The sequence below is a fragment of the Nocardia sp. JMUB6875 genome (assembly GCF_041154655.1).
Lineage (GTDB): Bacteria > Actinomycetota > Actinomycetes > Mycobacteriales > Mycobacteriaceae > Nocardia.
This window is the reverse complement of record NZ_BAAFGR010000014.1, coordinates 40,157-60,836: the sequence shown is the minus strand read 5'-3', so window position 1 is coordinate 60,836 and position 20,680 is coordinate 40,157. Positions and strand designations below refer to the sequence as shown.

The 20,680-nt window shown below is 68.5% G+C and carries 19 protein-coding genes and 1 tRNA gene; 5 read left to right on the top strand and 15 right to left on the bottom strand.

Annotated features, from left to right (window positions below; genetic code table 11):
- Positions 1 to 51: 51 nt before the first annotated feature.
- Genes ACAM49_RS05985 through ACAM49_RS05975 form a run of 3 tightly spaced genes read right to left on the bottom strand, consistent with a single transcriptional unit; the run spans position 52 to position 2,350 of the window.
- Positions 52 to 489 carry a hypothetical protein gene (locus tag ACAM49_RS05985; RefSeq protein ID WP_174416453.1) on the bottom strand — a complete coding sequence of 146 codons (438 nt, stop codon included), beginning with the start codon at positions 487 to 489 and terminating at the stop codon, positions 52 to 54.
- A gap of 2 nt (positions 490 to 491) precedes the next feature.
- Entirely contained in the window at positions 492 to 1,676 is a 1,185-nt protein-coding gene (locus ACAM49_RS05980; RefSeq protein ID WP_369634438.1) for an MraY family glycosyltransferase, read from the bottom strand.
- 11 nt (positions 1,677 to 1,687) lie between these two features.
- On the bottom strand, positions 1,688 to 2,350 hold the full coding sequence (locus ACAM49_RS05975) for an L-threonylcarbamoyladenylate synthase (protein ID WP_369634437.1): 663 nt from the start codon (positions 2,348 to 2,350) through the stop codon (positions 1,688 to 1,690).
- Between the two features lie 101 nt (positions 2,351 to 2,451).
- Here ACAM49_RS05975 and ACAM49_RS05970 point away from each other — a divergent pair, with 101 nt between their 5' ends.
- Positions 2,452 to 2,745: a DUF427 domain-containing protein gene (locus tag ACAM49_RS05970; protein WP_369634436.1), complete on the top strand. Its 294-nt coding sequence runs from the start codon at positions 2,452 to 2,454 to the stop codon at positions 2,743 to 2,745.
- On the opposite strand, the gene prmC is transcribed toward ACAM49_RS05970, so the two are convergent.
- The 10 genes from prmC to argS form a co-directional block, all read right to left on the bottom strand.
- A complete protein-coding gene (gene prmC, locus ACAM49_RS05965; RefSeq protein ID WP_369634435.1) occupies positions 2,746 to 3,624 on the bottom strand; it encodes a peptide chain release factor N(5)-glutamine methyltransferase in 879 nt (292 codons plus the stop codon).
- A 114-nt stretch (positions 3,625 to 3,738) separates the two neighbouring features.
- Positions 3,739 to 4,179: an aminoglycoside 6'-N-acetyltransferase gene (gene aac(6') / locus ACAM49_RS05960; protein WP_369634434.1), complete on the bottom strand. Its 441-nt coding sequence runs from the start codon at positions 4,177 to 4,179 to the stop codon at positions 3,739 to 3,741.
- A gap of 18 nt (positions 4,180 to 4,197) precedes the next feature.
- Complete coding sequence (prfA, locus tag ACAM49_RS05955; RefSeq protein ID WP_369634433.1) at positions 4,198 to 5,277, bottom strand: peptide chain release factor 1; 1,080 nt, start codon at positions 5,275 to 5,277, stop codon at positions 4,198 to 4,200.
- 134 nt (positions 5,278 to 5,411) lie between these two features.
- Complete coding sequence (rpmE, locus tag ACAM49_RS05950; protein ID WP_040805189.1) at positions 5,412 to 5,633, bottom strand: 50S ribosomal protein L31; 222 nt, start codon at positions 5,631 to 5,633, stop codon at positions 5,412 to 5,414.
- Positions 5,634 to 6,287: 654 nt separating this feature from the next.
- Complete coding sequence (gene rho / locus ACAM49_RS05945) at positions 6,288 to 8,345, bottom strand: transcription termination factor Rho (protein ID WP_369634432.1); 2,058 nt, start codon at positions 8,343 to 8,345, stop codon at positions 6,288 to 6,290.
- Positions 8,346 to 8,704: 359 nt separating this feature from the next.
- Entirely contained in the window at positions 8,705 to 9,661 is a 957-nt protein-coding gene (gene thrB / locus ACAM49_RS05940) for a homoserine kinase (protein ID WP_040805230.1), read from the bottom strand.
- 25 nt (positions 9,662 to 9,686) lie between these two features.
- Positions 9,687 to 10,775, bottom strand: a complete 1,089-nt coding sequence (thrC, locus tag ACAM49_RS05935; RefSeq protein ID WP_369634431.1) for a threonine synthase — start codon at positions 10,773 to 10,775, stop codon at positions 9,687 to 9,689.
- A complete protein-coding gene (locus ACAM49_RS05930; protein WP_369634430.1) occupies positions 10,772 to 12,100 on the bottom strand; it encodes a homoserine dehydrogenase in 1,329 nt (442 codons plus the stop codon). The genes thrC and ACAM49_RS05930 overlap by 4 nt, the downstream gene beginning before the upstream one ends.
- Entirely contained in the window at positions 12,097 to 13,518 is a 1,422-nt protein-coding gene (gene lysA, locus ACAM49_RS05925; RefSeq protein ID WP_369634429.1) for a diaminopimelate decarboxylase, read from the bottom strand. The genes ACAM49_RS05930 and lysA overlap by 4 nt, the downstream gene beginning before the upstream one ends.
- Entirely contained in the window at positions 13,519 to 15,177 is a 1,659-nt protein-coding gene (gene argS, locus ACAM49_RS05920) for an arginine--tRNA ligase (RefSeq protein WP_369634428.1), read from the bottom strand.
- A 122-nt stretch (positions 15,178 to 15,299) separates the two neighbouring features.
- On the opposite strand from argS, the gene ACAM49_RS05915 reads away from it, so the two are divergent.
- The 4 genes from ACAM49_RS05915 to ACAM49_RS05900 all read left to right on the top strand — a co-directional run bounded on the left by ACAM49_RS05915 (position 15,300) and on the right by ACAM49_RS05900 (position 18,787).
- Positions 15,300 to 16,274: a DUF3105 domain-containing protein gene (locus ACAM49_RS05915; RefSeq protein WP_369634427.1), complete on the top strand. Its 975-nt coding sequence runs from the start codon at positions 15,300 to 15,302 to the stop codon at positions 16,272 to 16,274.
- 11 nt (positions 16,275 to 16,285) lie between these two features.
- A complete protein-coding gene (locus tag ACAM49_RS05910) occupies positions 16,286 to 16,999 on the top strand; it encodes a DUF305 domain-containing protein (RefSeq protein WP_369634426.1) in 714 nt (237 codons plus the stop codon).
- A 112-nt stretch (positions 17,000 to 17,111) separates the two neighbouring features.
- Positions 17,112 to 17,187: transfer RNA gene (locus ACAM49_RS05905), tRNA-Arg, on the top strand.
- Positions 17,188 to 17,488: 301 nt separating this feature from the next.
- Positions 17,489 to 18,787: an alpha/beta hydrolase family protein gene (locus ACAM49_RS05900; RefSeq protein WP_369634425.1), complete on the top strand. Its 1,299-nt coding sequence runs from the start codon at positions 17,489 to 17,491 to the stop codon at positions 18,785 to 18,787.
- 18 nt (positions 18,788 to 18,805) lie between these two features.
- On the opposite strand, the gene ACAM49_RS05895 is transcribed toward ACAM49_RS05900, so the two are convergent.
- Together ACAM49_RS05895 and ACAM49_RS05890 are read right to left on the bottom strand one after the other, a co-directional pair.
- Complete coding sequence (locus ACAM49_RS05895) at positions 18,806 to 20,155, bottom strand: hypothetical protein (RefSeq protein WP_369634424.1); 1,350 nt, start codon at positions 20,153 to 20,155, stop codon at positions 18,806 to 18,808.
- Between the two features lie 145 nt (positions 20,156 to 20,300).
- Complete coding sequence (locus tag ACAM49_RS05890; RefSeq protein ID WP_369634423.1) at positions 20,301 to 20,654, bottom strand: hypothetical protein; 354 nt, start codon at positions 20,652 to 20,654, stop codon at positions 20,301 to 20,303.
- Positions 20,655 to 20,680 lie beyond the last annotated feature (26 nt).

Here is a 20,680-nt window from a genome sequence, read left to right as displayed (position 1 = left end):
GGAGAAACCCGTGATGAACGGTGTTTCGCCGCACCGCGCCGGGGCGCGGGGCTAGAGGTCGCGCTCCACCTCGACGGTCGGAACACGTTGGCGCAGAAGGCCGTACGTCTCCGCGCCGAGCACGATGAGCAGCGCGGCGATGACCGTGAAGAACAGCGAGAAGCGGTTGTAGAAGTCGAACTGCTTGAGCACGGCGATGACGACCACCGCCAGCAGCAGCTTTCCGACCCAGCTGCCGAGCAGCACGATGCCCTGCAGGCCCGACTCGATCTTGGCGCTGAACAGCACCGAGGCGGCCGTGGTGAGAATGAACGCGCCGCCGAGAGCGGCGCCGATCAGGGCGCCCCAGAGACCGGGCAGGCCCGCGAAGATCGACGACAGAATCGCCGAAACCACAACCAGCACAGCCAAACCGGCGATGCCGTAGCGCAATGCCGCGCGCAGCGGGGCGTCGGGACCGGGTTCAGTAGGCGTGCTCACGGTCAGCAACTTTACCCGGCGGCTCGATTACCACCGCGCGGCGGTTTGGCGCGCAGTTCCCGCCAGGACGGCACCGCGGTCACGATCAACGCGAAAACCAGGCCCGCGGCGAACAACAGGACAACCACGCGGCGATCGGAGATCAACGAGGTGCCGACCGCGCCGAATGCCAGCACGCTCACCCAGAGATAGATCACCAGGACCACGCGACGCTGCGAATGTCCGATCTGCAGCAAACGGTGATGAAGATGCATTTTGTCGGGAGTGGAAAAACTCACACCGGCGCGAACTCGGCGAATCACGGCCAGAACAAGATCGAGTACGGGAATGAACATCACCGCACCCACCAGCAACAGCGGTGACAGCAAACCCACGATGTCGCGCGGGCCATAACCCTGCAGCGGAATTCGTCCCGACGCGCCCGTGGAGACCGCGGCCAGCATCAAACCGATGAGCATGGAACCGGTATCGCCCATGAAAATTCGGGCGGGTGAGAAATTGTGCGGCAGAAATCCCAGGCACGCGCCGGCCAGTGCGGCGGCTAGCAGCGCGGGCGGATAGGTGTCGGTGGAGCCGCCCACCTCGTAGAGCAAACCCACCGTGAACACGAAAACCGCCACGGCCGCGATGAAACCGAGGCCCGCGGCCAGCCCGTCGAGGCCGTCCACGAAATTCATGGCGTTCACGACGGTGACGGTGATGCCGACGGTCACCAGGCCGCCCTGCAGCGGATCCAGCACCACGGTCTCATTGGTGAAGGGGTTGTAGATGGCCACCCAGCTCAGGCCCATCACCGCCATCACGCCCGCCGCGGTGATCTGGCCGACCAGCTTGGTCAGCCAGTCCAGGCCCCAGCGGTCGTCGATGATGCCGACCAGCACGATGAGCGTGGCCGCGGCCAGCACCGCGGGAATGTCCTTGGGATAGTCGAAGCCGCGGCGCAGGGCGGGCAGCTGGTGCGCGAACAGCACGGCCGCCAGCAAGCCCAGATAGATGCCCAGACCGCCCATGCGGGGAATCGGCTTCACGTGCACATCGCGCTCGCGCGGAATCGCCACCGCGCCGAAGGCGATGGCCAGCACCCGGATTCCGCCGGTGGACAGGAACGCGATGACCGTGGCGACGAGCAGCACCAGCAGCAGCTCCCGTAGCGGGACGACCGCCCCCTGGCTGAATACGCCCTGACTCAGCAGCATCTAACGGGCCGTCACCGCGCGTCGGCCCGGAGCTCCTCGGGCGACATGCCGAGCACCTCCGCGAGCTTCTCCACCGGCACCGCGCCCTCGCGCAGCACGCGCGGGGTGTCGGCGGTCAGGTCGACGATGGTGGAGGCCACGGCGTGATCGGCCGGGCCGCCGTCGAGGTACACCCCGACCAGATCGCCCAGCTGGGCCTGCGCCTCGGCCACCGTGGTGGCGGGCGGCTGCCCGGAGACATTGGCGCTCGACACCGCGAGCGGGCCCACCTCGCGCAACAGCTCCAGCGCGACCGGATGCAGCGGCATGCGCAGGGCCACCGTGCCGCGCGCGTCACCGAGGTCCCAGGCCAGCGAGGGCGCTTGCTGCACAACGAGAGTCAGTCCACCCGGCCAGAACGCGCGGATCAACTCACGCGCCTGCGGCCGCACGGAGTACACCAGCCCGTCGATCGTGTTCCACGACCCGACCAGCACCGGCACCGGCATATCGCGCCCGCGCCGCTTGGCGGCCAGCAACGCACCCACCGCCTGACTGTCGAACGCGTCGGCGGCGAGCCCGTAGAGCGTGTCGGTCGGAATGACGGCCAACCGCCCGGACTTCAGCGTGCTCCGCGCGGCATTCAGACCGGCGGCGCGGGAATCGGGATCGGCACAGTCGTAGACGGTACTCACGGCTGACATCTTGACATGGGTCCCCGCGCGGGCCACTGTCGCGCCGGGTTTCGCACACGATTCGGCCGTATTCTCGGGTTCGACGAAGGAGGCACGACCCCATGATGCGTGCGATCTGGAATGGCACTGTCATCGCCGAAGCCCCGAAAACGGTGGAGGTCGAGGGCAATCAGTACTTCCCGGTGGAATCGCTGAAGAGCGAATACTTCACCGAGAGCTCCCATCACACGCTCTGCCCGTGGAAGGGCATCGCGAGCTACTACACCGTCACCGTCGACGGGAAAGAGAATCCGGAAGCGGCCTGGTACTACCCCAAGCCCAGTCCCCTGGCCCGCAAGATCAAGGACCACGTCGCCTTCTGGCACGGCGTGGAGGTCGAGGGCGAGCCCGAGTAGTTAGTCGGCCAGCCGGCGGGCGACCACGAAGCGCGGCTTCCCCGCGAGGTCGGGGTGCTCGACGATATCGCCGAAGCCGCCGTGCGCGGCGAACAACGCCGCCACACCCGAGCCGTTGGTGTCGTCGTGTTCGACTGCGGCCGAGCCGTTTTCGCGGAGGAGACGGGCTATGGTGCCGATCATGGGGCGGATGACGTCGAGGCCGTCGGGGCCGCCGAAGAGGGCGCGGTGGGGGTCGTGGTCGATGACCTCGGGGTCGAGGGCGGCGTCTTCGGGGATGTAGGGCGGGTTGGAGACGACCACGTCGACCTTGCCGTTGAGGTGGTCGAGGATGGTCGGGTCGGTGACGTCGCCCGCGTGCAGGTCGATGGGGGTGTCGCCCTCGTCGGCCAGTTGCAGGGCGTTGCGGCGGGCCCAGGCCAGTGCCTCGGTGTCGAGTTCGACGGCGTGGACCTGGACGTCGGGGCGGGCGTGGGCGATGGCCAGGGCGAGGGCACCGGAACCGGTGCACAGGTCCACGACGACCGGCTGATGTTCGTGGCCGACCTCCTCGAGCTGGGCCAGGGCCCAGGCGAAGAGCAGTTCGGTCTCGGGGCGGGGAATGAAGACGCCCGGCCCGACGGCCAGATCGATCTCCCCCATGGCCGCGGTGCCCGTAAGATGTTGCAGCGGAACGCGTTCCGCGCGGCGGGCGACCAGCTTGCGGAACTCCTCCTGCTGGTCGGGGGTGAGCATGGGCATGAGCGCCAGACGGCTCCGGTCGACACCCAGCACATGTGCCGCAAGGTGTTCGGCGTCCGCCTGCGGACTGGGGACCCCGGCGGCGGCCAAGATGTCGATCGCCTCTCGAATAGCCGGTCGCAACGGTGCACGACTCACGGTTCGCACCCTTTCTCCCCACGCACATGCTCGCACGAAATTGATTGTCCGGAACGGTCTCCCGCGCAACCGCGCGCGTGCCGGGCGCATCGGGCGTGGCGTCGGGCCGCTGGTCTAGAGCTTTTTGCGGTAGTACACGACCCGCTCGCGCTCCTCGAACCCATTGGCCTGGTGGAAGCGGTGGGCGACGGCGTTCTCCAGCAGCGCGTCCGAGCCGAGTTCGGTGCAGCCGACCTCGCGGCCCCACTCCTCGACCGCGTCGCACAGCGCACGGGACAGCCCGTGTAATCGGTGGCCGGGAGCCACGAAGATGCCCTCGAGGAAGGCGACCGGCGAGGTGTCGCAGCCGTTCACGTAGTCGCGGCGGATGCTGGCCTCGGCGTATCCGACGGGTTCGCCCGCATCGGTCCGCGCGACCAGGACGACGGCGTCGGGGCTGTCGGCCAGCTCCGCCAGTTCGGCGCGGTGATCGGCCTCGTCCGAGACCGGCCAGAGCGCGTACCGCAGCGGCGCCACCTCGTCGATGGCGTCCGCTGTCATTCGTGCGATACGCATTCCGGCTGTCCCCCAGGCTTACTCGGCCGCCAGGCGGGCGGCGCGGTCGGCCTCGCCGAGCGCGTTGAAGAGGTCGTCGAGGTTGCCGTCCAGCACGGAATCGAGGTTGTGGGCCTTGAAACCGATGCGGTGGTCGGCGATGCGGTTCTCCGGGAAGTTGTAGGTCCGGATGCGCTCGGAGCGGTCCACCGTGCGGATCTGGTTGGCGCGACCGGCGGCGGCCTCGGCATCGGCCTGCTCCTCGGCCAGCGCCTGCAGGCGCGCGGCCAGAACCTGCTTGGCGCGAATCTTGTTCTGCAGCTGGGAACGCTCGTTCTGGCAGGTCACCACCAGGCCGGTGGGCAGGTGGGTGATGCGGACCGCGGAGTCGGTGGTGTTGACGCCCTGACCGCCCTTACCGGAGGAGCGGTAGACGTCGATGCGCAGATCCTTCTCGTCGATCTCGACTTCCTCGGCCTCGTCGGGTTCGGGGTAGACGAGCACGCCGGCGGCCGAAGTGTGAATGCGCCCTTGGGATTCGGTGACCGGCACGCGCTGCACCCGGTGCACGCCGCCCTCCCACTTGAGCTTGGACCACACGCCGTCGCGGCTGGCCTCCTTGCTCTTGATGGAGAAGCTGGCGTCCTTGTACCCGTCCAGATCGGAGTAGGTGATGCCGAGCACCTCGACCTTCCACCCGGCCCGCTCCGCGTAGCGCAGGTACATGCGCGCCAGGTCGGAGGCGAACAGCGCCGATTCCTCGCCGCCCTCACCGGATTTCACCTCGAGGATGACGTCGTCGCCGTCGTGCGGGTCGCGCGGCGCGAGCAGGTCGGTGAGCTGCTTGTCCAGCTCCTCCACCTGTTCCTGCAGGGCGGGGACCTCGGCGGCGAAGGAGGAGTCGTCGGCCGCGAGCTCCTGCGCGGCGGCGAGATCGTCGCGCGCGGCGGTCAGCTTGTTGTAGGTGGCCATGATCGGGCCGAGCTCGGCGAAGCGCTTGCCGACGCGGCGGGCCGCGCCCGGGTCATTGTGCAGTGAAGGGTCGGCGAGCTGGGATTCCAGCCCCTGGTATTCGGCCAGGATGTCGTCGATCGCGTTGGGGGCCGTCTTGTCGGCCATCGCGGGTCCTCCTGTCGGGGTGCCGGGTAGGCACACCCGGAAAGTATGTGTGAGCCGTCTCGGCTCGCTGCGACTAGGTGCACAAACGCGCCGACGCCCGGCCCGCGAGTGCGGGACGGGCGTCGGCGGGGCAGCTAGTTGGCAGCCTTGTTGCGCTTGCCGTAGCGGGCCTCGAAGCGAGCCACGCGGCCACCGGTGTCCAGAATCTTCTGCTTGCCCGTGTAGAACGGGTGGCACTGGGAGCAGACCTCGACCGTGATCTGGCCCGACTCCTTGGTGCTCTTGGTCTGGAAGGTGTTGCCGCAGCCGCACACGACCGTGGTGTCCACGTACGTGGGGTGAATTCCTGCCTTCATGGGTGTCCTTTCGAAAGGCTTTGGGTCGCCTCGCGCAACTGCCGTCCACAGTGGACCGCGATACGAGACGTGAACCAAAACCGACTAGGCATGGTTGCCGACGGAAAAGTATATGCGCTGCAACCGAGTGGTCGTCACGAGGGGTGACACGGGCTTGAACATGCGCTTCGACCGGTTTGTTCCCGGGGCCCACCCCAAGAAACTACGGGCACGCATATTCCGGGGGCTCGAGTGAGGCTGGAAGTCGAGTAGTTCGCTACTCAAGAATGCGAACACTGGTGTTCATAGAGTTCTGTCCAGGTGATAGTCACGCGGCGATCGGAAGGACGAGGCGGTGACCGGGAAGGAAGCGACAGCTGGGGGAATCCTGGGACTGCTGGCCCTGATGGTCGCCACGGGCTGGTGGTTGGCTCCCGGAGAGTCCGGCAACGCGGTGGGGACCTCGAGCCCGGCCCCACACCCACCGCGGGGGGACGCCACGATCACCTACACAGCGGTCACGGCGCCGGACTACACCGGCGCCGTGACCGCGACCATCCTGGCTTTCATGATCGTCGGCGCGGCCGGAATCGGAGCGATCTTCTTTAGTCCCCAGACACGGCGACGGCCCCGCCGGAGCGGGGCCGTCGTCGTCAGTTCCGTTGCGCGAGCGACTTATTCGTCGATCGCGCCCGGGGCGGTCTTGGAGACCGTCATCAGGAACTCGATGTTGCTCTTGGTCTTCTTCAGGCGGTCGACCATGAGGTCGATGGCCTGATGCGAGTCCAGACCGGACAGCACGCGCCGCAGCTTGTGCAGCACGGCCGCCTCGTCGGGCGACATCAGTAGATCGTCGCGGCGGGTGCTGGACAGGTTCACGTCCACCGCCGGGAACACGCGGCGCTCGGCGATCTTGCGATCGAGCTTGAGCTCGGCGTTACCCGTGCCCTTGAACTCCTCGAAGATCACCGTGTCACCGGTGGAACCGGTCTCCACCAGCGCGGTCGCGATGATGGTGAGCGAGCCGCCGTTCTCGATATTGCGGGCCGCGCCGAGGAACCGCTTGGGCGGGTACAGCGCGGTGGAATCCACACCACCGGAAAGGATTCGGCCCGACGCCGGGGACGAGTTGTTGTACGCGCGGCCCAGACGAGTGATCGAATCGAGCAGCACGACCACGTCCTGACCCATCTCGACCAGGCGCTTGGCCCGCTCGATGGCCAGCTCCGCGACCGAGGTGTGGTCGCTCGGCGGGCGGTCGAAGGTGGAGGCGATGACCTCGCCGCGCACGGAGCGCTGCATATCGGTCACTTCCTCGGGACGCTCGTCCACCAGCACCACCATCAGGTAGCACTCGGGGTTGTTGGTCGCGATCGCGTTGGCGATGTCCTGGATGACCATCGTCTTACCCGCCTTGGGCGGGGACACGATCAGCGCGCGCTGGCCCTTGCCGATCGGCATGATCAGGTCGATGATGCGCGTGGTCAGCTTGTTCGGCGTGGTCTCGAGCCGCAGCCGCTGGTTCGGGTACAGCGGGGTGAGCTTGTTGAATTCCGGTCGGCGCTTGGCGTTTTCGACATCCGAGCCGTTGACCGTGTCCAGCCGCACCAGCGGATCGAACTTCTGGCGCTGGTTGCTCTGATCGCCGTCGCGCGGGGCGCGCACCGCACCGGTGATGGCGTCACCGCGGCGCAGGCCGTTCTTTCGGACCAGGTTCATCGACACGTACACGTCGTTCGGGCCGGCCAGGTAGCCGGAGGTGCGGACGAACGCGTAGTTGTCGAGCACGTCGAGGATGCCGGCGACCGGCTGCAGGACGTCGTCCTCGCGGATCTCCATCTCGCGGGTGTCGCCGCCACCGGCGTTGCCGCCCTCGCGGTCCCGGCCCCGGCGCCGCTCACGGAAGCGACGACCCCGGCGGCCGCGGCCGCCTTCCTCGTCGTCATCGTTGCGGTCGTCGCGCGGGTTGGCGCGACCGGTGCCGTTCTGGTTCTGCTGGCCGCCGTTCTGGTTCCGCTCGCCGCGGTCGTTGCGCTGGTTGCGCTCGCCCTGGTTGCGGTCACCCTGATTGCGGTCGCGACGGCGCTCGCCGCCCTCCTGCTCGCCCTTCTCGGCGGCGGGGGCCTCGGCGGTGGCGGTCTCGGCATTCGCGGCGCCGCGCTCGGCGCCGCCACGCTGCTCACGACCACGGCGCTGGCGACCACGGCCACGCTGGCCGCCATCGCGGCCCTCGTCACCCTCGGCGCGGGCGTTGTCGCCCTCCTCGCGCTTGGATTCGCGAGTCTCCGAAGCGTTTTGGCGCGACTCGACCTTCTCGGCGGAGTTCGCCGGAGCCTCGGTCTTGGCTTCGGCCTTCGCCTCGGTCTTGACGGGAGCAGCCTCGGCGGGGGCGGCCTTGGCGGCCGACACGGACTCCCCACCCGTCGGCGCGTCCTCGCCCTTGGCCTTCGCGTTCCGCGTGGCCTTGCCGGTGGCGGGCTTCGCCGTGCCCCCCGACTGATTCTCCTTGATAGCGGCGATGAGATCACCCTTACGCATCCCGGAAGTGCCTCGGATACCGAGCTCTCCCGCAAGCGCACGCAACTGCGGCAACAACATTCCAGTCAGCCCCGATCGTGCGACGTCAGTTTGTTCGCTCATCTTCGAAATCTGTCCGGAGTCACTTTCGCGGCTCCCCGAGGACGCTGAATCGCTATCCGTCCCGGGTGTCGCGAGCAGGTCCGTATCTGTCACGGAAATCCTTTCCTTCCCTCGACCGCCGTGTGCCTGTTCGAGGGTTCCTCCTGCAGTCCGGTCTCTCGCCGGACTCGGATGCCGTATCGCCTGTCCCGCCGGGCCGGTGGGTCACCACCACGTGGGCTTCGCCATCCAGGTGCTGGTGCTCATCGAACGAGGTGCTCATGAACAGCTCGGTGGGAGAGATCATTCCAGGTGACTGGCTACCCCCAAGTTTCGAGCCTCAAGCCTCGAGCCTGAGCAAGGAGCCTTTCTGGAGCGATTTGCCCTGATGAAGCACCGGCGTCTGACGCGCACGATGTACGGACTCGCTCAGGATAGCTCCCACCTTTTGCATCGGCAAGGCAGGCGCGCTGTCAATCCACCAATACTCCGCCGGCAATACCCGGCTCGAGTACGCGCATGCCGTCCGCGATCGCGAGTTCGCGCAGTTCTTCGGGGAATTCGCTGGTCGTGAAGGCGAGCACGGTCGGACCCGCGCCCGACACGGTCGCCGCGATGCCGGCCTCGCGCAGCCGTTCCACCCATTTCGTGGTCAGCGGCAGCGCCGAGGCGCGGTAGCCCTGATGTAGCCGGTCCGCCGTGGCGGGAAGCAGCAGGTCCGGCCGCTGCGTCAAGGCGACTACCGCGAGCGCGGAACGGCTCGCGTTGAAGGCCGCGTCGACATGCGGAACCGAATCCGGGAGCAGGCCGCGGGTGTGCGCGGTGGCCGAACGCTCCTCGGGAATGAGCACCACCGGGCGCAGCGAGGGGTGCGGTTCCAGGCGCACGGCGCGGTAAATACGCGCGTGATGTGCGTCGGCACTGCCGTTTTCGTCCGCCGAACGGTCGGTTTCGGTCCAGCACACCACAAAACCGCCCAGAATGCTGGCGGACGAATTATCCGGGTGGCCTTCGAATTCCCCCGCCAGCTGCACCAGCACGTCATCGCCGTAGGCCAGTTCGGGATCGAACTTCGCGGCCAGACCGCGCCCGGCGGCCAGACCGCCGACCGCGGCGGAAGCCGAGGAACCCATGCCCCGCGAATGCGGAATCACGTTGCGGCACACCACGTCCAGGCCGTCGGCCCAGACGCCCGCGGCCTGCAGGCCGCGCTCGATGGCCCGCACCACCAGATGCGAAGGGCCCCAGGGCACATCGTCGGCGCCCTCCCCCTCGACCCGGATGGTGAGGCCGGAGTCCGTGGTGGACACCACGATCTCGTCGTAGAGCCCCAAAGCGATTCCCAGGGAATCGAAACCCGGACCCAGATTGGCGCTGGAAGCCGGAACCCGCACGGTGACGGAGATTCCGGCCGGCAGCGTCCGAGTCATGACCTGAGCGTCGCGCGAATTCAACTCAGGCCAGCTCGAGCTCGTGGGCCACGGCGACCGGGTCGACCGCGATGGGCTTGACCTCGGGCATCCCCTTCAGCGCGTTGTCCGGGTCCTTGAGGCCGTTGCCGGTCACCGTGCAGACCACGGTGAGGCCGGCATCCAGCCAGCCCTCGGCGCGCGCGGCCAGCAGACCGGCGACCGACGCGGCGGAGGCGGGCTCCACGAAGACGCCCTCCTTGGCGGCGACCAGGCGGTACGCGGCCAGGATCTCGTCATCGGTGGCCGCGCGGAACGCGCCGCCGGACTCCTCCTTGGCGGCGACGGCCTGGTTCCAGGACGCGGGCGCGCCGATCCGGATGGCGGTGGCGACGGTCTCCGGGTTCGACACCGGGGCGCCGTTGACCAGCGGCGCGGCGCCGGCGGCCTGCACGCCCAGCATGCGCGGGCGCGAGGTGGTGGTGCCGTCGGCGTAGTACTCGCTGTAGCCCTTCCAGTACGCGGTGATGTTGCCCGCGTTGCCGACCGGCAGCACGTGCACATCGGGGGCCTTGCCCAGCGCGTCGGCGATCTCGAAGGCGGCGGTCTTCTGACCCTCGATGCGGGCCGGATTCACCGAGTTCACCAGGCCGACCTCGGGGAAGTCGGAGGTGACCTTGCGGGCCAGCTCGAGGCAGTCGTCGAAGTTGCCGTCCACCTGGATGATCTTGGCGCCCAGCATGACCGCCTGGGCCAGCTTGCCCATGGCGATCTTGCCGGAGGGGATCAGCACGGCGCAGTGGAGACCGGCGCGGGTGGCGTACGCCGCGGCCGAGGCCGAGGTGTTACCGGTGGAGGCGCACAGCACGGCCTTCTTGCCGTTGTACTTGGCGTCGGTCATGGCCATGGTCATGCCACGGTCCTTGAACGAACCGGTCGGGTTCGCGCCTTCGACCTTGAGGTACACCTCGCAGCCGGTGAGCTCGGAGAGGTGGTGCGCGGGCACCAGCGGGGTGCCGCCCTCGAAGAGAGTGACGGCCTTCCAATCGGCCGGAATCGACAGGCGATCCCGGTAAGCGTCGATCAGACCCGGCCAAGGGGTATGCACGGCTGCGGCGCGTGCGGTTGCACTCATTCCTCGGTGCCTTCCAATCTCAGAACACTGGTCACGGACGTGACGGAGTCCAATTCGGCCAACGCGGCAACGGTATCCGCCAGTGCGGATTCCTGCGCGTGGTGGGTCACCACGACCAGGCGCGCGCCCTCGTTCTGGCCTTCCTGGCGGACCGTCGAGATGCTCACATGGTGCTTGGCGAATTCACCCGCGACCGCCTCCAGCACACCGGTGCGGTCGGCTACCTGCAGGTTCACGTGGTAGCGGGTCGGGGTGTCGCCGATGGAAGCGATCGGCAGCTCAGCATAAACCGACTCGCCGGGGGCCCGGCCACCGAAGAACTTGTTGCGCGCCGCCATCACCAGATCGCCCATGACGGCCGACGCGGTGGGAGCGCCGCCCGCGCCCTGCCCGTAGAACATCAGGCGACCGGCGTTCTCGGCCTCCACGACCACGGCGTTGAACGCGCCGTTGACCGCCGCGAGGGGGTGCTTGCGCGGGATGAGCGCCGGGTAGACGCGCACCGACACCTTGTCCTTGCCGTCCTCGTCGGAGACGCGCTCGGCCATGGCCAGCAGCTTCACCGTGCAGCCCACGGCCGCGGCGGTCTCGAGATCCTCGGCGGTGATCTTGGAGATGCCCTCGCGGTAGACATCGCCGGAGGTGACGCGGGTGTGGAAGGCGACCGAGGCGAGGATGGCGGCCTTGGCGGCGGCGTCGTAGCCCTCGACGTCGGCGGTCGGGTCGGCCTCGGCGTAGCCCAGGCGGGTGGCCTCGGCCAGCACGTCGGCGTAGTTCGCGCCGGTCTCGGCCATGGCCGAGAGGATGAAGTTGGTGGTGCCGTTGACGATTCCGACCACGCGGTTCACCCGGTCGCCGGACAGCGACTGGATGAGGGGGCGGATCACCGGGATGGCGCCCGCGACCGCGGCCTCGAAATACAGGTCGGCACGGTGGTTCTCGGCCGCGGCGGCCAGTTCGCCGGTGTAGTCGGCCAGCAGCGCCTTGTTCGCGGTGACGACGGACTTGCCCGCGTTCAGCGCCGCGCCGATCAGGGTGCGGGCCGGTTCGATGCCGCCCATGACCTCGACGACGATGTCGACATCGTCACGGGTGACCAGGTTTTCGGCATCGGTGGTGAGCAGCTCGGCGGGCAGGCCGCGGTCCTTGTTCAGGTCCCGCACCGCGACACCGCGCAGCACGACGGGCGCGCCCACACGGTTGCACAGGTCATCGGCGTGGTCGCGAATGATGCGCACGACCTCGGTACCGACCGTGCCCATACCGAGGACCGCGACGCCAATGGGGTGATCCTGTCCCCACACGCCATTCTTGTTCTCGGTCATGCTTCCACCTCCAAGCTGAGTAGGTCCTGCACCGTCTCACGGCGAAGGATCAAGCGCGCCTTACCGTCTCGCACCGCGACCACGGCGGGCCGGGTGAGCATGTTGTAACGGCTCGACATCGAGTAGCAGTACGCGCCGGTCGCGGCCACCGCCACCAGGTCGCCCGGGCCGACATCGGCCGGGAGCCAGGTATCGCGGATGACGATGTCCCCACTCTCGCAATGCTTTCCGACCACCCGAGCCACGACCGGATCGGATTCGCTGCTCCGCGAAACCAATCGGCAGTCGTACTCGGCTTGATACAGCGCGGGCCGGATGTTGTCGCTCATACCGCCGTCGACGCTGACGTAGCGGCGCTGCGCACCCGCGTCGAGCGTGACGTCCTTGACCGTACCGACCTCGTAGAGCGTGATGGTGCCCGGTCCCGCGATGGCCCGGCCCGGCTCCACCGCGATCTCCGGCTTGGGCAACTCGAGCGCGGCGGCCTCGGTGTCCACGATGTGGCGGACCTTGTCGGCGAAATCGAACAGCGGCGGCGCGTCATCGCTCGGCACGTACGAAATGCCGAGTCCGCCACCGAGATCCAGCAGATGCATCTGCTCGGTGCGGGCCACGCCGAACTTGGCGCCGACCTCACTGAGCAGGCGCAGCATGCGGCGGGTGGACACCTCGAAGCCGTCGATGTCGAAGATCTGCGAGCCGATGTGGCTGTGCAGGCCGACCAGGCGCAGATTGCGCGCGTCGAAGACGCGGCCGATGGCGTCCAGCGCGGACCCGTCGGCGATCGAGAAGCCGAACTTCTGATCCTCGTGCGCGGTCGAAATGTATTCGTGGGTATGGGCTTCCACGCCGACGGTGACCCGGACCAGCACGTCCTGGACCACTCCGGCGCGGCCCGCGACGGCCTCCAGCCGGTCGATCTCGATCAGCGAGTCGAGCACCACGTGCCCGACGCCCGCGGCGACCGCCTGCTCGAGCTCGACGACCGATTTGTTGTTGCCGTGCATGGCGATTCGCTCGGCCGGGAAGCCCGCGTTCAGGGCCACCGCCAGCTCGCCGCCGGAGGCGACGTCCAGGTGCAGCCCCTCGTCGCGCACCCAGCGCGCGACCTCGCCACACAGGAACGCCTTGGACGCGTAGTGCACCCGGGCGTTGTCGCCGTAGGCGCGCACCATATCGCGGCAGCGGGAGCGGAAATCGTCCTCGTCCACGATGAACAGCGGCGTGCCGTACTCGGCGGCCAGTTCGGTCACCGGGATTCCGGCCATGGTGACGACACCGTCGGCGTCGCGAGAAGCGTTGCGCGGCCACACATGTGCGGGCAGTTCGATCATCTGCGCCGGGTCACTCGGACGCTCCGCGATGGTCGGGGCGTGCGGGATGTCCGCGTGGCGGGGTCCGGCGGGGTGGGCACTCATTTACATACGCTCCGGGGCAGAGACGCCTAGCAGGCCGAGGCCGTTGGCGAGAACCTGACGGGTGGCTTTGACCAGCTCGAGACGAGCGGCATTGAGCGGGGTGACGGGATCGTCGCCGCGCGGGATGACGCGCATGTCGTCATCGGACTGGAACGGGTGGTACGCGCCGGCCAGTTCCTCGAGGTACCGGACCACCCGGTGCGGCTCGCGCATCTCGGCGGCGGTGGCCACCACGCGCGGGTACTCGCCCAGGGTGCGGATCAGCTCGCCCTCGCGGTCGGAGGTCATGAGGCCGAGATCCGGTGTCACCGAACCGAATTCGAACGCGGCGGCATTGTCGATGATGCGGCAGGTGCGGGCGTGCGCGTACTGCACGTAGTAGATCGGGTTGACGCTCTCCTGCTTGGTCCACAGGTCCAGATCGATATCGATGCTGGAGTTGACCGAGGAGCGCACCAGCGAATACCGGGAGGCGTCCACGCCGATGGCCTCGACCAGGTCGTCGAGCGTGACCACGGTGCCCGCACGCTTCGACATCCGGACGGCGGCACCGTCTTTCACCAGGTTCACCATCTGGCCGATGAGCACCTCGACGGTGTCCGGGTCGTCGCCGAAGGCGGCCGCGGCGGCCTTGAGCCGGCCGATGTAGCCGTGGTGGTCCGCGCCCAGCATGTAGATGCACAGGTCGAAGCCGCGCGAGCGCTTGTTCTGGAAGTAGGCGATATCACCGCCGATGTAGGCGGACTTGCCGTCGCTCTTGATGACGACGCGGTCCTTGTCGTCGCCGTACTCGGTGGAGGCGATCCACCAGGCGCCGTCCTTCTCGTAGAGCTTGCCCGACTCCTTGAGCGTCGCGATGGCCTTGTCCACCGCGCCGGAGGCGAACAGCGAGCTCTCGTTGAAGTACACGTCGAAGTCGACGCCGAACTCGTGCAGGTTCTGCTTGATCTGCGCGAACATCAGCTCGACGCCCTCGCGGCGGAACAGCTCGTGCCGCTCGCCCTCGGGCAGCTCGGCCGCGCCCGGGTTCGCCTTCACGATGGTGTCGGCGATCTCGTTGATGTACGCGCCCGCGTAGCCGTCCTCGGGGGTGGGCTGCCCGGTGGCGGCCGCGACCAGCGAGTTGGCGAAGCGGTCGATCTGCGCGCCGTGGTCGTTGAAGTAGTACTCGCGGGTGACCTCCGCGCCCTGCGCGGACAGGATCCGGCCCAGCGCGTCACCGACGGCGGCCCAGCGGGTGCCGCCCAGGTGAATCGGACCGGTCGGGTTGGCGGAGACGAATTCCAGGTTGATCTTCTGGCCGCCGAGAGTGCCCGCGGTGCCGAACTTCTCGCCCGCCTCGAGGATCTTCTCCACGATCGCGCCCTGCGCGGCCTTGGCCAGGCGGATGTTCAAAAAGCCAGGTCCCGCGACCTCGGCGGCGTCGATGCCCTCGGCCTGGGACAGCGCCTCGGCGAGCAGGGTTGCGAAGTCGCGAGGGTTCATTCCCGCTTTCTTCCCTACCTGCATGGCCACATTCGTGGCATAGTCTCCGTGCTCGGGGTTGCGGGGACGCTCCACCTTGACCTCGTCGGGCAGGACCGCAGGGTCGGATCCGCGTTCGACAAGTACCTTCGCCGCGGTAGCACGAAGGAGATCTGCAAGGTCAGCTGGAGTCACGAGTCACTATCCTATGGTCTGAGCAGGTGAACGCCGCGAGCGGGCACCACCGGGCAGGCGCCCAGCAAACGATGCGGCCGTATCGTTTGATTGTCCGACACGTCGAAGAGAGCACCAAAAGCATGCCGAGTAGGACCAGTGCCAAGTCGGCCAAGGCCATCAAGGCCGCGGGCAAGTCATCCGGTTCCTCCCGCAAGGGCGGCGGAGGCGGCAACCTGGGCGGGAAGCGCCAGATCCCCTGGCTCATGATCGGGGCCGTGCTCTGTGTGATCGCCCTGATCGGCGGCATCGCCTGGGTCATCGTGCCGAAGATCCAGGACAAGCAGGCCACCACCCGGGCGCAGTCCGACGTCAAGGAATTCGTCCCGACCGCGCAGCTGAAGGATCCCTCCGAGAAGATCCCCGGCGTCGTGAAGAAGGACTACCCGGCCGGTCTGCACATCACCGCCAAGCAGCGGGTCAACTACGACCAGGCGCCGCCGTTCGGCGGACCGCACGACGGCTCGTGGGCCAACTGCATGGGCACGGTGTACAGCAAGGCGATTCGCACCGAGAACGCGGTGCACTCGCTCGAGCACGGCGCGGTCTGGATCGCCTACAACCCCGACAAGCTCAGCGGCGGCGACGTCGACAAGCTGAAGCAGTCGGTCAAGGGCCGCCCCTACATGCTGATGTCGCCGTATCCCGGTCTCGACCACGCCATCTCGCTGCAGTCGTGGGGCCACCAGCTGAAGCTGGACAGCGCCGGTGACGAGCGCATCCGCGACTTCATCACCGCGCTGCGGCTGAACCAGTACGCCTACCCCGAGGTGGGCGCGGACTGCGCGAACCCGACCTTCAATGTGGCCAACCCGCCCGCCTTCGACCCGAGCGCGCCGGGCCCCGACGCGATCCCGATGGACGGCAAGGGCATTCAGCAGGATCAGAGCGAGCTCGGCGGCGGCAGCGGCATTCCGGGCATGCCCGGCGGCATTCCGGGTCTCCCCGGCGGCATCACGCTGCCGAGCGACAGCCCGACCGTGCCCGAGGGCGTGCCGGCCATCCCGGCCCCGACCGACGCGCCGACGCAGCCGGAGCAGCCGGCTCCGACGCAGTAATGCCGCCGTTCATGTCCGACGTGCCCGATCGCAGCTCCGAGCCCGATCCCTCCGACGCGCCCGCCCAGCATCCCCGCCGCAACCAGCGGCAGGTGGTGTTGATGCTGGCCATCGTGGGCGTGCTGCTCACCGGATTCCTGGGCGGTCTGCTGGTGAGCAATGCCATGCACACCGCGCCGGAGACGCCCGGCGTGGTGGATGTCGGCTTCTCCCAGGACATGTCGGTGCATCACACCCAGGCGGTGCAGATGTCGAGCATCGCGCTGTCCGGATCCACCGATCCGGCGGTGAAGCGGCTGGCCTACGACATCCTCACCACCCAGGCCAATCAGGCGGGCCGCATGCAGGGCTGGCTGCAGCAGTGGAACGAGCCCTTCATCTCCCCCGACGGCTACATGGGCTGGATGACCGATATGTCGGCCCATCAGCATTCGGGGACGGCCATGCACTCCGGCGCGGTGCAGACCATGCCCGGCATGGCCTCGGATCAGGAGATGGCGGCCCTCGGCCAGGCCACCGGCACGGCCCTGGACACGCTGTTCCTGCAACTCATGCTGCGCCACCACCAGGGCGGCATGCCGATGATCGAATACGCCGCCCAGCGCGCCGACACCGACGCGGTGCGTTCCCTGGCCGAGAGCATGGCCAAAACGCAGAAGAGCGAGGCCGATCTGATGACCCAGATGCTGGCCGAACGCAAGGTCGCCCCGCTGGCGATGAACTGACCGGAGGTGGTCCGGGCGATCAAAACGCCCGGTCCACCCTCCTTTTTGGCGCAGCGCACCCGATGCGATACGCTTTCCCAGCCCGACCGGGAGACCGGACGGGACCATCCCCGCCCTCGTAGCTCAGGGGATAGAGCGTCTGCCTCCGGAGCAGAAGGCCGCAGGTTCGAATCCTGCCGAGGGCACCACGTAAGGCCCCGATCGCGAAACGCGGTCGGGGCCTTACTCGTTTGATGGGAGCAGAATGAACTCGCCTTTGGCACAGACTGACTGACTTATCGTGCCATCGTGACGGAGTTGTATTCCGGAGTGCGTGATTGGCGACCAGAGTGGGTACTGCGCATCGCGGTGCCCGGGTGTGCAGGAGGCAGCCGGGCACCGCGTTCGCGTCCAAGGGGGTTTCTTCTCGGCGCTTCGATCATCCTGTTTCGGATGTGCCCGGCCGTGCCTTGCCATGTGAAATAGCAACGGGCCGGTATGTTCTGAGAGGTGTCGGAGAACGAGAGCGCACGGGCCGGACAGCCGCAGCGACGTGTCTCGCGACCGCTCGCCGGGGGAATCAGCACCGTGCTGGCGGCCACGATCGCGGGGGTGAGCTTGGCCGCGCCGGTGGGTGCGCGGCCGGTGGCGCCGGACGCCGTGGCCATCGCCGCGGAGGCCGACACCGAGCAGTCGTTCTACAGCCCCGCCGCGGATCAGGTGCCGGGACCGCACGGGTCGATGATCCAATTGCGGCCGCTCACAGGCGATCCCGCGCTCGCGGGCGCGCGCAATTATCTGGTGCTGTACCGGTCGATCGACATGCAGGGCAATCCGGTCGCGGTCTCGGGCGCCCTGGCGGTTCCGGAAGGCGTACCACCGCCGGGCGGCTGGCCGCTCATCTCCTGGGCGCACGGCACCACCGGCGTCGCCGACATCTGCGCACCCTCGGCCGACACCTCCCCCGAATTTCCGGCGCACGACTACACCTCGCTGGTGCGCCGACTGCAGGAGCGCTGGGTCGCGGCCGGGTACGCGGTGGCGCAGACCGACTATCAGGGTCTGGGCACGCCCGGCCCGCACGGTTATCTGATCGGCACCGCCGAACAGCGCGCGGTCACCGATATGGCAAGGGCCGCACGGGAAGTCGATCCCGATATCGGCAAGCGCTGGGTGGCGATGGGGCATTCGCAGGGCGGCCAGGCCGCCATCTTCACCGATGCGCAGGCCCAACAGTGGGCACCGGACCTGCAATTGCTGGGTTCGGTGGCGCTCGCGCCCGCCTCCCATCAGGGCATCGGGCTGCAGGCCTCGCAGCTGGCCACCACCGCGGGCGTGGCGGGCGCGCTGACCCCGCTCACCGGCGGCGCGGTGTCGTTCCTGCCGCTGATCATTCGCGGCGCGCAGACGGCTGCGGACCTGGATCCCGCCCGATTCCTCACGCCCCGTGCGCTATCCATGCTCCCGCAGGCCGACACCGGCTGCATCGGCCAGCTGCGGCAGCCCGATTCCTGGGGCGGGCTCAGTGCCGACGATGTGTTCCTGCGCGGCGGCGATCCCACGAGCCTGGTCCGCGTCCTGAACGAGAACGACCCCGCCGCACTGTCTTTCACCCAGCCGCTGCTGGTGCTGCAGGGCCGCGCCGACACCACCGTCCCGGCCCTGGCCACCGACGCCATGGTGGTGCAGCAGCGCGCGGGTGGGCAGCCGGTGCAGTACCGCACCTACCCGGGCGCGGATCACCGCGGCGTCCTGAAGGCCTCGTTCAATGACGCGCTGGCCTGGGTGGACACCCGCTTCGGCCGCTAGCGCAGCCGGGCTCGGTCGTCAGCGCAGCCGGGCGAGGTTGCGCGCGCGGTCCTTCAGCAGATTGCGATCCTTCAGCAGCAGCATTCCGGCCCCGCAGCCCAGGGTGACCACCAGTGCCATCCAGCCGGGCAGCGACGAGATCGGCCCCTGCGGATCCCGGTACCAGTGCGGCGAATAGGCGACGCGCCCGAAACTGCTGCCGCGCAAGGCCACCACCAGGCAGGGCACGATCAGCACCGCGACCGCCACCACGGCGCTGCCCGCGGTCTCGGGCACGGCGACGCCGAAGCAGAATCCGATGATGAGGCCGGTGAGGGTCACCCCGAGGATCGGGATCACCGTGTACTGGTGGGCCAGGTCCGCGGTGCAGGCCGCGAACACCGCCAGTCCCCCGGTCACGGCCAGCGCGAGCCACGGCGTGCGCCAGCGTCGTCCGGCGGCCAGGCCCACCACCACCGCGAGCACCGGGAAGGGCGCGCTCCAATCCGGCCGCGGCACCGCGATGATCGCGCTGCCCGCATTGGCGATGGCGACCGACAGCAGCACGAGGGTCCCGTCGCGGCCCGGCAGCAGCAGCGCCGCCACCATCGCGGCGATGACGGTGATCGCGACCGCGACCGCCACCTGCGCCGGTGTGCCCGCGTGCCGTACGAACCATTCGGTCGAGAGCGCGGTCGCGGTGACGATGACCAGCGCCGAGAGGATCGGCCCGATCGCCAGGTCGGTATTCTCGTCTCCCGCCGCGGGATCCGTCTGCTGCATGGCGATGCCCGCCGCCAGCAGCACGGCCGCCAGCACCACCAGCCAGGTCGGCGGCGTGCCGCCGGAGGCCCAGGCGATGAGCGGATTGTCGTCGGCCGAGTCCGGCAGTGAGGTCTGATCGCCGATGAGGATCGCCGACAGCGCCCCGATCAGATACGCACCGGTCGCCACCGGCTTGCCGAACACCGCGACCGCGAGCGCGCCGAGCAGGATGCCGCTGAAGATGGAGTCGATGTAATTGACCGTGGTCATGGCCCCCGCGGTGGCCGCGTCCCGATTCCAGAGCTGGTCGATCGCCAGCATCACCACGCTGCCGCAGGCGGCGATCCACGCGCTGCGCCGCCCGAGCGCGACCACCAGCGCCGCCGACACCACCGCGAACGCCGCCCCCGCCGCGGCGGCCCGCGGCATGTTCAGCACCATCAGATCCAGTTGCAGCACCGGGCCTTCGGCGGAGGAACCGAGATCGAGCGGCGCCATCAGCAGCAGTCCGGCGATCACCGCGCCCAGCAGCGCACCCGCCGCCTCGACCGGTCCGGCGAATCTTCGGATGTCCGCGGGCGCGCTGACGCCCGGCGAACTTGCCAACGCGAACTTCGCGCCCATCTCGTCACCTCTCGTCGGTGATGCGACGCCTTCCGCGTTACAGCAATAACGAACAGCTATCTCCGGCCGAGGTTAACAGGGTTGCTATGAGTGAATTCTGAGAAGTGCAATCGGTCACACCGGCGAGCGCAACCAGGCTCGAGGGTCAGGCGCAGCGGAAGCGGAAGGGCGCCAGCGGGGTGATGCCGGGGACCGAGGTGACCTCGAGGGCGGCGTCGCCGTCGAGCGCACATCCGGTCGGGGTGCTGATCTGGACCCGGTAGCAGCCGGTCGCGCCGTTGTAGACGGCCGAGCCGTCGAGGCCGGTGGTGACCGTCGCGATCTTGGCTCCCCCGCCGCAGGGCCCGATATCGGCGGCGACGCCCGCCATTGGGAACTGTTCGGGCCCATAGACGGCCTGCACCTTCACCACCGGGTCGCCCGATGGTTCGGCACCTGCCAGGGGTGCCAGCGCGCACGCGGCAGCGAGAACGGATGTGACGAGCAGCGTGCGGCGCACCGGGCCTCCTTGGGTCGAGCCGAGGC

Excerpts from the sequence above, each read along its gene's own strand:
- ACAM49_RS05980 (WP_369634438.1), bottom strand. The coding sequence starts at position 1,676 with ATGCTGCTGAGTCAGGGCGTATTCAGCCAGGGGGCGGTCGTCCCGCTA.
- ACAM49_RS05970 (WP_369634436.1), top strand. The coding sequence starts at position 2,452 with ATGATGCGTGCGATCTGGAATGGCACTGTCATCGCCGAAGCCCCGAAA.
- prfA (WP_369634433.1), bottom strand. The coding sequence starts at position 5,277 with ATGGCCGACAAGACGGCCCCCAACGCGATCGACGACATCCTGGCCGAA.
- rpmE (WP_040805189.1), bottom strand. The coding sequence starts at position 5,633 with ATGAAGGCAGGAATTCACCCCACGTACGTGGACACCACGGTCGTGTGC.
- thrB (WP_040805230.1), bottom strand. The coding sequence starts at position 9,661 with ATGACTCGGACGCTGCCGGCCGGAATCTCCGTCACCGTGCGGGTTCCG.
- thrC (WP_369634431.1), bottom strand. The coding sequence starts at position 10,775 with ATGAGTGCAACCGCACGCGCCGCAGCCGTGCATACCCCTTGGCCGGGT.
- ACAM49_RS05930 (WP_369634430.1), bottom strand. The coding sequence starts at position 12,100 with ATGACCGAGAACAAGAATGGCGTGTGGGGACAGGATCACCCCATTGGC.
- lysA (WP_369634429.1), bottom strand. The coding sequence starts at position 13,518 with ATGAGTGCCCACCCCGCCGGACCCCGCCACGCGGACATCCCGCACGCC.
- ACAM49_RS05915 (WP_369634427.1), top strand. The coding sequence starts at position 15,300 with ATGCCGAGTAGGACCAGTGCCAAGTCGGCCAAGGCCATCAAGGCCGCG.
- ACAM49_RS05910 (WP_369634426.1), top strand. The coding sequence starts at position 16,286 with ATGTCCGACGTGCCCGATCGCAGCTCCGAGCCCGATCCCTCCGACGCG.
- ACAM49_RS05895 (WP_369634424.1), bottom strand. The coding sequence starts at position 20,155 with ATGGGCGCGAAGTTCGCGTTGGCAAGTTCGCCGGGCGTCAGCGCGCCC.